General features: G+C 58.9%; 14 protein-coding genes. 4 read left to right on the forward strand and 10 right to left on the reverse strand.

All coding sequences use genetic code 11. From position 1 onward, the window contains the following. Nucleotides 1–554 precede the first annotated feature (554 nt). The 4 genes from NKJ55_RS10080 (at nucleotide 555) to NKJ55_RS10095 (ending at nucleotide 9,024) form a co-directional block, all read left to right on the forward strand. Nucleotides 555–4,373 carry an NACHT domain-containing protein gene (locus NKJ55_RS10080; RefSeq protein ID WP_352449759.1) on the forward strand — a complete coding sequence of 1,273 codons (3,819 nt, stop codon included), beginning with the start codon at nucleotides 555–557 and terminating at the stop codon, nucleotides 4,371–4,373. Further along, nucleotides 4,360–6,678 (forward strand): AAA family ATPase, encoded by a 2,319-nt coding sequence (locus NKJ55_RS10085; protein WP_352449760.1) that lies wholly within the window; start codon nucleotides 4,360–4,362, stop codon nucleotides 6,676–6,678. The genes NKJ55_RS10080 and NKJ55_RS10085 overlap by 14 nt, the downstream gene beginning before the upstream one ends. A 74-nt stretch (nucleotides 6,679–6,752) precedes the next feature. Next, entirely contained in the window at nucleotides 6,753–7,619 is an 867-nt protein-coding gene (locus tag NKJ55_RS10090) for an HNH endonuclease family protein (protein WP_352449761.1), read from the forward strand. Between the two features lie 358 nt (nucleotides 7,620–7,977). Beyond that, nucleotides 7,978–9,024, forward strand: coding sequence for a hypothetical protein (locus tag NKJ55_RS10095; protein ID WP_352449762.1), 1,047 nt, complete (start codon nucleotides 7,978–7,980; stop codon nucleotides 9,022–9,024). Between the two features lie 307 nt (nucleotides 9,025–9,331). On the opposite strand, the gene NKJ55_RS10100 is transcribed toward NKJ55_RS10095, so the two are convergent. The 10 genes from NKJ55_RS10100 to NKJ55_RS10145 all read right to left on the reverse strand — a co-directional run bounded on the left by NKJ55_RS10100 (nucleotide 9,332) and on the right by NKJ55_RS10145 (nucleotide 14,223). After that, nucleotides 9,332–9,937 (reverse strand): hypothetical protein, encoded by a 606-nt coding sequence (locus NKJ55_RS10100; RefSeq protein WP_352449763.1) that lies wholly within the window; start codon nucleotides 9,935–9,937, stop codon nucleotides 9,332–9,334. Nucleotides 9,938–10,079: 142 nt separating this feature from the next. Next, the gene (locus NKJ55_RS10105) at nucleotides 10,080–10,787 is read right to left on the reverse strand and encodes a hypothetical protein (RefSeq protein WP_352449764.1); all 708 of its coding nucleotides are present in this window, start codon (nucleotides 10,785–10,787) and stop codon (nucleotides 10,080–10,082) included. Between the two features lie 32 nt (nucleotides 10,788–10,819). Next, nucleotides 10,820–11,311 carry a hypothetical protein gene (locus NKJ55_RS10110; protein WP_352449765.1) on the reverse strand — a complete coding sequence of 164 codons (492 nt, stop codon included), beginning with the start codon at nucleotides 11,309–11,311 and terminating at the stop codon, nucleotides 10,820–10,822. 2 nt (nucleotides 11,312–11,313) lie between these two features. After that, the gene (locus NKJ55_RS10115; RefSeq protein ID WP_352449766.1) at nucleotides 11,314–11,655 is read right to left on the reverse strand and encodes a Vch_cass14 family protein; all 342 of its coding nucleotides are present in this window, start codon (nucleotides 11,653–11,655) and stop codon (nucleotides 11,314–11,316) included. 54 nt (nucleotides 11,656–11,709) lie between these two features. Further along, a complete protein-coding gene (locus NKJ55_RS10120; RefSeq protein ID WP_352449767.1) occupies nucleotides 11,710–11,988 on the reverse strand; it encodes a hypothetical protein in 279 nt (92 codons plus the stop codon). Nucleotides 11,989–11,991: 3 nt separating this feature from the next. After that, entirely contained in the window at nucleotides 11,992–12,267 is a 276-nt protein-coding gene (locus NKJ55_RS10125) for a helix-turn-helix domain-containing protein (protein ID WP_352449768.1), read from the reverse strand. Between the two features lie 358 nt (nucleotides 12,268–12,625). Beyond that, nucleotides 12,626–13,246: a hypothetical protein gene (locus NKJ55_RS10130; protein ID WP_352449769.1), complete on the reverse strand. Its 621-nt coding sequence runs from the start codon at nucleotides 13,244–13,246 to the stop codon at nucleotides 12,626–12,628. A gap of 15 nt (nucleotides 13,247–13,261) precedes the next feature. After that, nucleotides 13,262–13,507: a hypothetical protein gene (locus NKJ55_RS10135; protein WP_352449770.1), complete on the reverse strand. Its 246-nt coding sequence runs from the start codon at nucleotides 13,505–13,507 to the stop codon at nucleotides 13,262–13,264. Nucleotides 13,508–13,555: 48 nt separating this feature from the next. Beyond that, the gene (locus NKJ55_RS10140; protein WP_352449771.1) at nucleotides 13,556–13,993 is read right to left on the reverse strand and encodes a hypothetical protein; all 438 of its coding nucleotides are present in this window, start codon (nucleotides 13,991–13,993) and stop codon (nucleotides 13,556–13,558) included. Then, a complete protein-coding gene (locus NKJ55_RS10145; RefSeq protein WP_352449772.1) occupies nucleotides 13,990–14,223 on the reverse strand; it encodes a hypothetical protein in 234 nt (77 codons plus the stop codon). Before NKJ55_RS10145 ends, NKJ55_RS10140 begins: the two co-directional genes overlap by 4 nt. Between the last annotated feature and the right edge of the window lie 52 nt (nucleotides 14,224–14,275).

A 14,275-nucleotide genomic window follows, 5' to 3' on the forward strand; every position in this document is an offset into this window, starting at 1 on the left:
CGCGTTCGTCGAAATCATGCGCGCGTTATGCGACTTTCGAAGCACAAAAGGCGAACATGTGCGTTTATCCCTGGCTCCGTTCCGCCGCTCCGGCGAGTACTATTGATGGCGACGATAGGGCAGGCAGCGGACCGAGCTTTCGGAAACGCGATCGGAAAGCCGCCATGTTCATGGCCGGTCTACTCGGAAGTGCCACTGAGACGAGAACGCAATGCGAAGGATTGATTCACATCGAGGCGATTTTGTCTGCCGATCGACCACTGTTAATTAAGGATCTGTTGCAATGACCATGTTGGGCCATTGCAGATGTTTACTTTTCGCCGACCAACCGCAGCGATGCAGATGATCTTGCTCAGGCAAACTTGACTTTAGTCGAATAGTTACTCCCTAAGATCGCGGTGCCAAACATCAAATTTTCCGTCGTCTCGTCATCAGAAGACGCCATAAATGGCTTTTGGAGGTAACATGCGATTCAGGTTCTCTCCTGCTTGGTTCGAAGCGCGCATCCACGTTGATGATGAGCAACCGACAATAGATGCGGAAATCGCGCGATAATGCGGTCTGTCCCGTTAACGCGCAAATTCACGATTATCCCCGAGCCTTACCAACGCGAGGACGTGCCACTCGACGAGGTCTTGCCAAGCCTTGGACAAGGTGATCGTAGCGGCTGGGATAGCCTTGTCGGTCAATACCGAGTTGTCATCCTCGCCGATGCCGGTGCTGGCAAAACCCATGAACTGAGGGCGTCGGCCGAGCGCCTTGCGGCCGACGGCAAACCCGCGTTCTTCATTCGCATCGAAGATATTGGCGAGACTTTTGGAAAAGCCTTCGAGGTTGGAACCGAGGAGGCATTCAATGCCTGGCTTGTCGACTCCGGCGAGGCTTGGTTTTTCCTCGATTCCGTCGACGAGATACGACTGTCGGAGCAGCGCGCGTTCGAGGTCGCCATACGCGCATTCGCGGCGAGAATCCGTAACGCGCGCCATCGCGCACACATTTACATATCGAGCCGACCCTATGCCTGGCGAGCCGTCGTTGATCGTGCGCTCATCGATGAAGTTCTGCCGTTTGAGGCACAGCGCCAAGAGAACACCGGTGAGGCCAGTCAAACTGACGAAAAAGCGCTGAAGGTCGAGACTCAAAGCAAGTCCGGTGACACACCAAATCCACCGGCCTTCCACCTCTACATCCTCGCGGCGCTCGACGACGCCGACATTCGCCAGTTCGCTGCGTATCTGGGGGTCGGCAACATCGATGCCTTCCTCGACACGCTCGAACGCGGGGGCCTGCTGCCGTTAGCGCGCTTGCCCTTCGACCTCCAGGATCTCATTGCGACATGGCTCGAGACCGGAGCCCTCGCCAGTCGGCTGGCGATCCTGCAAGGCGGGGTCCGTCGGCAGTTCTTGCGTGACTGGGCCGCAGTCGGTGCGCCGGCGCTCAATTTCGAACGAGCCTCCAGCGCCATCCGCCTTATCGCGATCGCCGCGATACTGACCGGCGTCCCCAATATCCGGCTGCCAAGGTCAACCGCAACAGGGGCGCTCGACGCCGAAGCCCTGCTGCCAAGTTGGGAAAAGCCGGAAATCGAAGCGCTACTGACGACCGGCGTATTCGGTGACCCAATCTACGGTGAAGTCCGCTTCCGACATCGTGAAGTCCGCGAATTGTTAGCCGCCGAATGGGCGGCTGACCTGTTTGGCCGCGTGGGTGGTCGGGGGCACTTTGACGTGCTTCTTTACCGCACTCAGTATGGTGAGGACATCTTGCCGCCGAGACTACGAGCGCTTCTTCCTTGGCTCATTCTGTTCGACAGCGTAACACGCGACCGCGTCTTGGCAACGAACCCTGAAATCGCGATCGAAGGAGGCGATGCTGCCCTGCTGCCGCTTGCGGTCCGCCAAAAGTTGCTTGCGACGTTGATCGATCAGGTGATCGCGCCGACCTCCAGCCTGCGGGGATTGGACAATAGCGCAATAGCGCGAATTGCCCAGCGCGACCTCGAAGATCAGGTTCTCGCACTGATCGATCGACATAGAACCAATGATGATGCGCTCTTCGTACTGGGCCGTCTTGCATGGCAGGGCGAGATGGCTGGATGTGTCGATGCCCTGGCCAAGATCGCGTCCGATCCGGCGCGTGGCATTTATTCCCGCCTCGTTTCGATCCGCGCGGTGGCAAGGGTCGGGACAGCCAAGCAACTGTATCGGCTGTGGCGGGAGGTCAACGCAAATGAGGAGACGTTGCCCCGCCGGCTGCTGGCGGAATTCGCCGTCCATGCGCCGGCAGACGACGTTACGGTTCGACTTCTGCTCGCGTCAATCGAACGGCTCGAAGCTCGGACAGAATTCGAGGTTACCGGGCTTACCCAAGGGCTTAACAGCTTCGTGGGCCGCCTTCCTCTCGATACTGGCGAACCAGACAGTGGGCCACTTGCGTCACTCGTCGCCGGCTTTCAGCTGTTCCTCTCGCGCGAACCGCATATTGAACGCGGCGAATGCCGAGTATCCAAGGAATATCGGTGGCTGATGGGTCCGGCGCTGTACGGCATCGAGCGCCTCACAGTTGCGAGGTCGCCAGCCGCCCTGGCGCAACCATCGCTCGCCATACTTGCCGCTGCGCCTGCCTTGCGCTTCTGGCATTCAGACATCTACCAGGATCGCAAATCCTCGGTTGGCGAGCTCGTTCCGGCGTGGGCCGAACTGAATGATAGCCTCTTTTGGTGGACCGTCATTGAGTATCGTGCCGCCGAGACGGCTACCGGCGGGGTGCTTGACGATGACTGGCCGATCAGCTGGGTGGGTCATTTCTGGCTTTTCGATGCCTCGAGTTTTGCGCGAACACTTGCGTGGATCAGGCAACGCGATCTCGCCGATGACCGTCTTGTGGCACTTTCGCGCACGTTCCGGACCTATGAACAGAATGGTCGCCCTCCTGTCTGGCTCGGCCAACTCCGAGACGCGGTGGCCGGCGATCCGGTGCTTGAGGCGGCGCTCGAGGCAAGGCTCAACCCACCGATTTCGGAAAAATCACGCAGCCACCAGGAGGAAGAGCGTAAATATCGCATCGAGCGCGAGAACCGCGACCGGACGCTAGCAAGCAACAGGGCTCGTTTCGTGGCCGAGGTCATCGCCGATCCCGAAATCATTCGTGCTCCGCCCGGCGTCAGGCCAGGGAAGCTGAGCAATGGTCAATATAATCTGCTGCGGATGATCGAGGGCGACGGCATGAGCGGAAGCCGGGCCCGCGGAGCAGACTGGCAATCTCTGATCCCAGAGCTTGGCCCCGAGGTGGCCGAGGCTTATCGCGATGCAGCTGTTGCCCAGTGGCGCTCATATAAGCCCGGCCTGCGATCAGAAGGTGGCAACACCACTTCGATCCCCTATGCTCTCATATTTGCCATGGCTGGCCTCGACATCGAACTTGGCGACGATTCGAAGCCGAAACTCGAGCTGCGCAACGCTCGCCGTGCATTTCGCTATGCCATATGGGAGCTCAACGGTTTCCCGCGCTGGTTCGAAGCACTCTACCGTGCCTGGCCCAAGGTCGGCCGCGCTTTCATCTGGAAGGAGGTCGAATGGGAGCTTGCGAACAGCCCCGCCGACGAGCCGCTTCATTATGTCCTGAGCGACCTGGTGTACTATGGCTCCTGGCTTCACACTGAAATCGGGCCGCTGCTGTATAACTGGCTTGAGAACCATCATCCGCCGAACCAGGACTGCCTTCGCTACTGCCGTACCATCATCGTCGGCGGTGGGGCCACGCCTTCTGAGTTGGCGGCGCTCGCTCGCCGCAAGATCGGCGACGTCACGGTTCCGGAGAGCCAGCAACCAACCTGGTACGCGGTGTGGGCGGACTGCGAACCGGCGCCGGCGATTGCTGCGCTCGCCAAGCTTTTGGCATCTGGCACCCTTGCAGACCGGACGCAGTTTGCGCTTGAATTCGTCGTCGGGCTGCTCGGCGGCCGCCGTGAAAATAGCGCCATATTCGGGAATTTTCGCGCCCCGACCTACTTAAAGGACCTTTATCTGGTCATGCACCGCGTCGTCCCGGTCGCCGATGACATCGATCGAGCCGGAAAGGGGGTCTATTCGCCGACACTTCGTGACGACGCGCAAGATGCGCGCGAGCGTCTATTAGCGATGCTGACGGAAATTCCCGGCGAGCTGACTTACCGGGCGATTCTCGAGATCGCCGAGCTTCATCCCGAGCCGCGCTACCGCGATTATATACGCGCTCGCGCCTTTCAACACGCAATCACTGATGGTGATCTGCATTCCTGGACGCTCTCGCAAGTTGTCGATCGCGTCCGGCAGTTCGAGGCGATGCCTTCTTCGGATCGCTCAATTGGCGGGTTGGCAAATGCAGAGAATTGACCGCCCCGAACAAGCCCCTCTGATCCTGCGCTCTCAAGTAGCCGACGACGCGCGGCGACGGATGCGCGAGTTTTGGGCGCTCGAACGACAGCGTCGCTCCCAGACGAGCGTGCCTGCACCAAGCATACCGGCGAACGACGAACAGGTCGTCGATGCGGTGAGCGCGTTGACTGGGGGTCGCTGCGCCTTTTGCGAAGCGAGCGACAAGCTTCTCGTCCATCGCTTCCGCCCAGCGGGAAATGCGCTGCCGCTGCCCTCGTCGAGTAATGCACATCTCTACTATCTCTGGCTCGTCGATGCCTGGCAGAACCTCTACCCGATCTGCACGGGCTGTATTCCGCCAGAGCCGCAATTTCCAGTCGTTGCTTCTCGCGCGCCTGTCCCGGTGCTTCGGCAGATCGACACCTATGTCAAGAATGCCAACGGATTGTGGCCATCCTTTCCGCCCAAGGAAGATATATTGCTGCTCGATCCGTGCCGCGATCGTGAGTTCGAAAAGCATCTTTTGCCCAAACTCGACGGCGAATTGATCGGCGAATCGAAAAAGGGCGAGACTACGGTCCTCGTCTTTAATCTGAACCGCTCTGATCGTCGCAACCAGCGCTACCACGCCTACCAGATGCTGATCGGTCGGTTGACCCGGCTTATTGCTTCACCTGACCTGCAAAGGGAGCATCCGGACTGGCAGGAGCTGTTCGACTTTGCAGCAACGGAATTCGGCGGCACCTGGTTCCTCTTGCTGCGCCGGCTCGCGCGCTGGATCGGCGGTTCGAGCGGCGTGCGTGTGCGCAGCTCTCGAACGCAGATCCGCGCGTTCTTTCTCAGGATGGCCAGTGAGCCCGACGCCGAGCAACGTCTCGAATCCGCGCTCGAAGCGATCGCGCGGGAAGACAATGGCCTGCGTGCCGGTCGTTGGACGGTCGAATCAGTCTATTCTGTCCGGGCACCGATTGCTTCTGTCCAAATCACCAATTTCAAGGCGATAGAGCAGCTCGAACTGAGTTTCGCAAAACCGGTCGAGACACCTGAGGGTATGTCCTATCGGCGGGCACCATCGCTCATCATTCTCGGCGAGAATGCGACCGGTAAAAGCTCGATCCTCGAGGCGATCGCACTTGCGGTCACCACGCCGGCCGCGCGCACCGCACTTGATATTTTATGGTCGCGTTTTGTGCTCGACCCCACACAACTTGGTCAGGAGCGCACGCGCGGCGGCCAAAGGCACGCCAGGGTCCAGGTCGCGCTCGCGACCGGGCAATCCGTTAGTCTGGCGATAGAACAGGGAGCCGCTGTCGTGCGCAGCGAGCTCGGAAACCAGCAGGTGCCGGTGTTCGCCTATGGCGCGTTCCGACGCTTCCACACGGCCAGCAGGCGGCCGGCCCCACACAAGCATATCCGAAATCTGTTTGATGGCAGTACACTGTCTAACCCCGAGCCCTGGTTGAAATCGCTGCCGCAAGATCGCTTCAACATGGTCATTCGAACGCTGCGCGATCTTTTGTCGATCGAGGGCGATTTCGACGTTATCCAGCGCGAGCGCGGTACGCGCCAACTGCGCATGGTCACTTCAATCACCGAACCGAACGGCCAGATCCGCTATAGCCGCGCCCCGCTGCAGTCGGTTTCGTCAGGCTATCGGTCGATGCTGGCGATGCTGTGCGATATCATGCGTGGCTTGCTCGACCCACAAGTCTATGAGGGGTTCGAGAGTTTCCAGACAGCTCAGGGCGTTGCGCTGATCGACGAAATCGAGGCGCATCTTCATCCGCGTTGGAAGGTTCAAGTCATGACTAGCCTGCGTGCAGCACTCCCCGGCATGTCGTTCATAGTCACGACCCACGATCCGCTTTGCCTGCGAGGCATGGGCGAAGGAGAGGTGGTCGTACTGCAACGCGTGGCCGCCGCTGACAGCAGCCGCGAAACCCAGATGCCAATCGTTGTGGAAAAGGTAGAGGGACTACCGTCCGTCGCAGATCTAAGGATCGATCAGTTGCTGACTTCCGATTTCTTCCAACTTCTGTCCAGCGACGATGCCGCATCGGACCGTCGGCTCGCGCAAATCGGAGATCTCATCAGGGCGAAAGCTGAAGGTGAACGGCTTACCGATAGCGACCAACAGATCCTTCGGCAGTTCGAGACCGACATAGCTACAGCGATCCCGGTCGGCTCAAGCGAAGTTCACCGAATAGTGCAGGAGGCGGTCGCGGAATACCTCCAGCGTCGACGCATTGCCAGCAGCGTGACGCTCAAACGATTGCGCGACAAAGCCAAGGCCGAAATCCTCGCGGCGCTCGAGGCGCTCTGATCGTGCGGCGCGTCAAAAGATCAGCGGTCGACACCCCGAAATCGCTACTCCCGGGTGCGGCGGGAGAGGAGGAATTGGAGGCCGCCAGAGCGCATCGGGATAATCCCGACCCCGAAAAGAAGGCATTCAAGTATCGCGTCTACAAGAGAGCCGATGTCCAGGCGGCGCTCGAGGCGCTATTCCACGGCAAATGTGCGTATTGCGAAACCTCATACGCTGCATCCGCGCCCGTCGATGTTGAGCACTACCGACCCAAAGGCGCCGTTGCAGAAGACGAGGCGCATGGCGGCTATTGGTGGATAGCGATGGACTGGGAGAACCTTCTTCCAAGCTGTATCGATTGCAATAGGCGAAGAGGACAGAAGCTATTTGTCGTCTCGGAAAGTCTCGCTGCTTCAGCCGCAAATGCCAAACCGGTTGCTGGCCAAGCCGGAAAGAAGGACAGTTTTCCACTGGCGGCGATTGGCGCGCGCGCGGTCTATCAGGCAACCGATTTCACCGGTGAACACGCTCTGTTGATCGACCCCTGCCGCGACGATCCCAAGGCCAGCCTTATGTACAGCTTCGATCCGGCGCACCCTGCTGGGCTAATCGTGCCTAAGGGTGACGCCGGTCAGAAAGTGCGCGGCGCGACATCGATTCAGATATACGGCCTTAATCGACTGAAGCTGGTTCAAGATCGGACCCGTTTGTTAAGACGGCTTGAATTCCTTGGTGATTTGGTACTTGAACTCGCAGGCTCAATTGAGGATTTGGAGGCGCTGCCTGTGGCCACTGCCCTTGTTGGCACTCCGGCGGAAGGCATTGCATCGAAACTAAGACTACTGCGAGATCGCACGTTGGCCGAACTAAAAGCTGCGACAGGCGATGGCGAAGCCTATTCGTCGATGGCTAATGCTTGGCTAGAACAGTTCAAAGCGCGGTTTCGTGACGCCGAATGATGGATCTGCTGCACCCACATTGTGCAACGACGGCTCACCGTTGGGGTAGGGCTTTCAAGCCATGGTGTTGACGAGGTCTTGCAGCATGCCGCCGCGTGATCGAAATCCGAAATGTCTGGTTTTTAGGCAACCTCGAAATTGAGCTCTTTTGGTAGAGATGCGGCGCAAGCACGCCGTCTTGCGCTACCGGCGCCAGCCGAGGCGGCCAGGACCAGAAAGTCGGAACACGAGGTGGCAATTGAGTTTGAAAAGGCGACATTGTGTTTTCTGCGGCCAAGCGGCAGCGAACAAAAATCGGGAGCATATCCTTCCCAAATGGCTACTCAAACTGACGGGTGACCCAAGTCGAGTCGTGACGATGGCTTTCGAACCGCAATCGGGTGAACCAATCAAGTTCGCCTGGTCCGCTCTGGTCATGCCTGCCTGCGAGGTTTGCAATGTGGAATACAGCACACTGGAAAGCGCGGTTAAGCCAATTTTGCTGGTGCTGCTGGAGCGGCAGCCCCTCACATCGCGCCAATATTTCTTGCTTCTCGATTGGCTCGACAAGGTTCGTGTCTGCCTTTGGCTGAACCAGCTGATTCTGCAGAAGGCAATGGAGGCCATCGACCCTCACCTGCACGTTGGTAACCGGATCGGTACGAAGGATCGCCTGCTCTACCTCTACACTCTTGATGGGCAAGGGAGAGGGCTGAATGCGTTCGGCATAGAGAGCTTGATTTTCCAGCACCAGCCGAGCTGCTTTGCGCTCAGGGTAAACGACATTATCCTGTTCAACGCGTCGAGCGACTATGCCTTCTCTGATGGCTGCGGCTTTTGGCATCCAGAGCAGATCGACCGGTACGTCGATGGAGAACTCGCCGGGCGTGTGGCGTTTCGGGGTTATGCGATGACGCGCAAAATTGCGCACCCGATTGTGAACTACCCTCTCCTAAAGGCGGCCGTTCGCGTCATCCAGCCGATTGCTCAACGCGGCGAGGATGGTCAGTTCTTTGGGCCGCTTCGGCAGAACGACAGCTATCACATTGGGTATATGTCCGACCCGTCACGTGGAGCGGGAATCCTCTTCCGGCAACTCGATGAGAGAGTTCTTCCCATCCGCAATCTCGACGAGCCGATCGAGTTCGAGGGCGTGGATGCTGTTAACAACGGCAGCGCTGGCGATATCGTGGCGCAAGTGTATCGTTACCAAGGCTATTTGTTGCAAAAGGACATGAAATTCGTGGGAAGCGAACCAGCAATCGCGCACGCCAGTTCGATGTCCAATATCCTGACGACTACCAATGAGATGAGAGCCGTCCTAACGGAGAGAGGACAGAGGAGCGATCAGGGACGGGATTCCGTGACGCTCGCGTTCCGCGATGCAATGGCGGCGGCCAGGCGCCCCGCTCAACCGAAAGGGTAAGCAAATGGGGAGGCCTATTGCGAGCCTGCCGGTCAGTTGGTTTGCCATCGAGATGCGCCCTCGCACGCTCATCTGAACCTGCCGGCGCACACGGCGGCTATCTACCGTGGTGATGGCGAGCGGCACCTTGCCCTGCCGGGGGAGTAACCCGCTGGGCTGGACCACGAGGGCATATTCTGACCCCAAAATGTCGCGGCTGACGATAGGTGGTCGTGCTGCAGCTGCGTACTTGGCTCTATCTCACCAAGCCGCAGGGAGAGCTGCTGCGTGCGTTCCGGGCTGGATCGCTCGTCGCCGAGCCATCAGATCAGAGAGGATGATGCCAATCCAAGCAGCCAGACAGCTGCAGGAATTCGGGGGATGGGAAGACATGTACCGCCCGGACCAACTCTGCAGGGAGCGGCCGCTTGATGTTGTCTTCGACATCGATCGAGTTCGGACTCCGCGTTCCCTGGGCGATGATGTATCTTTGCCCAATGTTCATCGCCAGCCGCAGGCCGCGATTGCGACCACACCACGCGATGGGGATTTCCGCTTCGACGATTGCGGGCCGCCCGATCCCCGCGATGACCTTGCCCATTTCCGGGTGACGGTCATGCGAATTGTAGACCGCTTCGCCACCCCAATAGCGGACAAGATCTCCGATACCGCCCTCGCCCGCGCGAGCTGGGATGAAGAAGCAGAACCACAGCATACCAGCACGGTATCGCTCAGCGGCTTGGTTGACTGCCTTTAGGCGCTCGCCATGGTTCGACGAGATCAGTTCGTGCCGGATTGCCGCATCGATTCGACGGGACACGAGATCGACATCGAGCAGTGCCATGCCGTCGGCTCTGATGTCTTCGATCTCGTGATCGGCGAGACGCGTGCAATGCCAACCGAGGACGCTGTAAGGCTGCAACGCCTCAACCACCGCGTAGACCGCAGCATCGAAACGGTCACTCAACGGACCTCTCTCACGCGAGCGGAGCGCATCGCGATTGGAAGTGAGCACGTCAAGGAGATCGGAGGGCCACGCCTCGGGCCGATCGAGCTCGATCGTCGGGCGTCGAGCGTCACTCATTCCCGTTGGCTTCCAGCGCGGCGCCGGCGGCCATGACCCTCTCCCCCTGATGCCTAGCCATCATCACGGCTAGAATGGTCATGGAGGTCAGTCGAGAGACGCGGAAGAATGCATCGCACACTTCGTAGTACACGCTCTCATCCTGCTTGGGATCGGTGCCGCTGATCGCCATAGTCGCCATCTGTGTTGCCGCATCGGTCTCGGTGATCGCTGTAAACAGATGGCGAAAGCTGAGGTGAACGAAGTCGGACGTCTGCTCGTAGAGCGGCTCGATCCAGGGATTATCCTCGGCGAGTTTCTTCTTGAGGAAGGCATCGGTGAGGCGCTCGGCCTTACCGCCCGGGACGACGGGACGCGACATCAGGCGGTCGAAGGTGCGTTCGCCCTTGAAGATCCGCTGAACATCCTCGTCGACGTTGCTCATCATCCTGAGGCCATTGATCCGCATGGCGGTATCGATCTGCGTACGCAGGAGGACCGTTGCCGAAGGAAAGTTGCGCGCCTTGATCAAGGTCCGGAAGGCGGTCGACTGCGAAAGCGTGCGCTGCGTGGCACCGAGGATGAAGAAATCCACGACGTTGACTGCACCCTTCGGAAGGATGGCATGCGCCTTTTCGACGAGCTCTGTCTCCAACTTCTCGATGGCGCTGAGCCGTTGCGTCAGCGTCATCGGTGTTTGCGCGCGTTCTTCGCCCGACATGTTGGATTCCTCAAAGCGACTTGTGACAGCGGCTAGTGGAGCGGCTCTTGGAAAACCGCGTCGGCATCAAGGAGGCGGAGGTTCCAAAATGCGATCGCCTCGTGAATGTCCGGCATCACGAGACGGCCCTCGGCGTTCCTGAGCCTCCGGGCATCCATGGTCGTCACAATCGATACCATATCGGGCATCGAAGGATCAGCCACAACGGCCGGCGACTCGAAGGCGTCATCGCGTAGCTCAAGGCCACCTTTGAACTGCTTGACCAAGTCGTTGCGCGTGGGTTCAATGAAAGTTTCGAAGATCGGAGCCCGTTTCCACTCTTCCCACTTGGCATCGGCCCATGTTTTGCGTTTGGGGGTGTTGCAGTCGACCTTCTCGAAGACATGCCCGACGGACCTCAGAAGGGTGATGATGGCGATATACTGCGATTGGAACACGATGATGGGCTGCATGATATTGCTCGACCGCTCGAACTGCGCGACGAGGGTCTTGATGAAATCGAGTTGTGCGCGGGCAACCAACATGGTCACAAGGCCCTGAAGGCGGATTCGACGTCAGCGACAGGCGTGCCGTTGTCGAAACTATGAAGGACGGCGCCAGTCTGGGTGCGGTCTCTGATCTCGATCTTCTCTGTCTCGTGGTTGTAGGCAAACACGTAGGTATTCCCGCCGATCTTGGCCCAGAGCATATTGGCGGGGGTGCCGGCGAAGCTGCGAATTCGGATGGAATCGGGTTCGCCGCGCCAGATGATCCCGCCCAGGATGGCGAGCGCGATGCCCTTCACCGCACCGGCATGATGGTCGGCGCGGCCCATGACGCCCTCGGCGTAGGTATGCAGTTCCTCGACGTCTTTGGCAGTGATGGCCAATATGTCCTCCCGTTCGGTCAGCGTGGTCGATTGGCGCCCCGTCAACGTCAGCGTCTACTGGCGGATGAAGCGACCCGGGCGATTGCCACGATTGTTGCAGATGTAGGTGTTGCCGGTAGCTTGGCTCGACAGCATGACCGAGCCGCGCCGGGGCTGAAGGACAGCCGCTACAGCCGCCGTAAAATCGGACCATGACATGCCACGCGGACGCTCGATCACGAGCGAGGTCTTGTGCGGCAGGACATGCGCCTTAAGCCCCAGCCTGCGCAACATTCTCGCCGCGATGCGGATGTTGTCGCGGATGACCCGGTTGAATTCTCCGAAGTACCTCATCTCTCACTCTTCCTCTTCGTCATCGGTGGCAAACGAGATGGATACGGACGCAAGTCCGTTGATTGGACTGAAGCCGACAAGCACGCCCTGGCGTGTCAGGGCCTTCCTGATAGCCTTTAGTGTTGCAGGCCGGCCTTCCCGTCCTCGCTCCACATTGGAAACCGTCGCCGCGGACACGCCAGCGTATGCTGCAAGCGCGGCTTGGTCTAGCCCGGCCAACATGCGGGCTGCGGCATAGGTTCGGCCGCGGGCTTCGGCGTTCGTCAGGCTAAGCGGCATCGCTCATGTCTTCCGCCAACGTAGTTTAGATTTACATTTTTTTAAATATACAACAATTTATATGAATGCAAGCTATTTAATATCGCGTGTATTCACATCGATCGGCTCCGCCGTCAATGTCGGGTCGACGAGATCGCCCGGCCTGAAGCTCTTCGTCACGCTGCGTGGATCTAAGCCGGGTCCACCATGGTGAGCTTCATCGCCCCTGACGTGTGGTGCGCGATGCGTTCTGGCTGTATGCCGTACCGGCCGACCGATCGCGACCGTGGCGTTATGTCTACGGCCTGGCCGATCAAGGCCGCGACGACAAGTCTTGCCCGCTTACGCGTGTAATACCTGTCGCCGCTTGAGATCGGCTTTACGGGCTCGACCAAGCTCTTCCCGAGCCGTGCCCGCACCAAGCGCTGCCAAGAACCACGGCCAAATCGCTGATCCGATTGTAGTTGACGATCCGGCTATCAGTCGTGATCACGGGGAACCTGCTGATGACGCGATGCTCGATTCTGTCGAGCCCGAGCCTGTCTTTGAGAAGCTGTTCTCGCCGCTCCTCCTTAGCCAAGGCTCTAATGTAGTAGTTGGTAAGCTTGCGATTGTAACGGACATAGAGGCCACGGTTTGACTCGACCTTGCCCAGGTCGATCCAATTATTCTTGCACTGGAGGTTGTAGATGACGTCGTGACGGGTCGCTACGACGTCGAACTCCTTGCGATTGATCCGCTTGATTTCGGTAACGGTAAGGCCGAGCCTCTCAACGTCTCGTTTCACCATGTCCTCGAAGATGAAACTGGCATGGATCTGGAAACGCCGGCGGCTCCCTAGATGGATGTTTTTGAAGGCGTAGAGAAAGCGGGACAGCAGATTGACGTTTGAGACGTCGGCTTTGCCCACATCGATGAAAGGCTCGAAGGCATTGGTATTGGGCGCGTAGTCGCTGGCCGACCGGTTTACCAGCAGCCGCTGGAACTCGTTGGGAAGCAATGCCGCCTTGGGACGTCAGGAGCGCCCGTAGCTTGTCCTTGCCGATGGCAATGACGTAGTCATCTGGCACCGGCGCGAGAGGCTGGTGACCACCGCAGCCATCGCCGCAAAGTCCGAATCCTTCAATCCGAATGCTTCATAGGTCGCGCTGAGCAGCTTGACGCTGTTCCGCAGTTCTGCAGCGGAAAACACCTTCCTGGGATTGATGACCTCAAGCTCGGCCGGAGCGATCGGGTCGCGGCGAAGCTCATTTATGGTCATGATTGAGGCGCGTTCGGGATCGAGGTACCCCGCATCGAGCGTCTGTAGCTAATGGCTTCCGAGCGCGCCCGTGTCATCGACCTGAAGGGTGAATTCGGGAAGTGCGTCGATGAGCGCGAGCTGCAGATAGAGGCCGGTGATCGTGGTGCAGCTGTGCTCGACATGGGGGAGAAAGACGTTAAGGGTGTCGAGGGCTACCAGCTTTTCTGTTCCCTGGCAGGCGCTGGGCATGAGGTAAAGCAGGGCCACAAAATGGCGACGGCGGGACTGCAGGTATTCGACGGCATTCCCGACTGTATCGAGCGTGATGCCAGGCTCAAAACTGCGTTGACCGTGCATGAGGAAGCCTGACCTGATGGCGGCCAGCTGAACCATCAGTTGACATATGCGGTCCACCGTTCCGCCATCGACATGGATATCAAGAGCTGCCTTCACTTGCACCCAGACCCGGGCGGGGTTTCGAAGAAGTGACTCGTCGAGCCTCACCGACAGCAACCATTGAACGACATCGTCATCGTCGATGCAAACAACGGGACGTTGATGAATTCCTCGATGGCACGAACAGTGCCGTGCCAGACGCGTATGGCGTTGCCCCGCTCGTATTTGCGCAGCACTCCCAAAAGGCCACCGTTGTGCGCCTCGATCTGAGCCATGATTAGTTGACGCGCCTCATCGTCTGCAACGGTGCGGTTCGCGCCGGGATATTCATCGCTCATTGAGTGGTCTCACTGGATTGCATCACCTATCCTCGAACCGCGGTGCATCCGA

Origin of the sequence: Mesorhizobium sp. M0106 (assembly GCF_040322715.1) — a bacterium.
Lineage (GTDB): Bacteria > Pseudomonadota > Alphaproteobacteria > Rhizobiales > Rhizobiaceae > Mesorhizobium.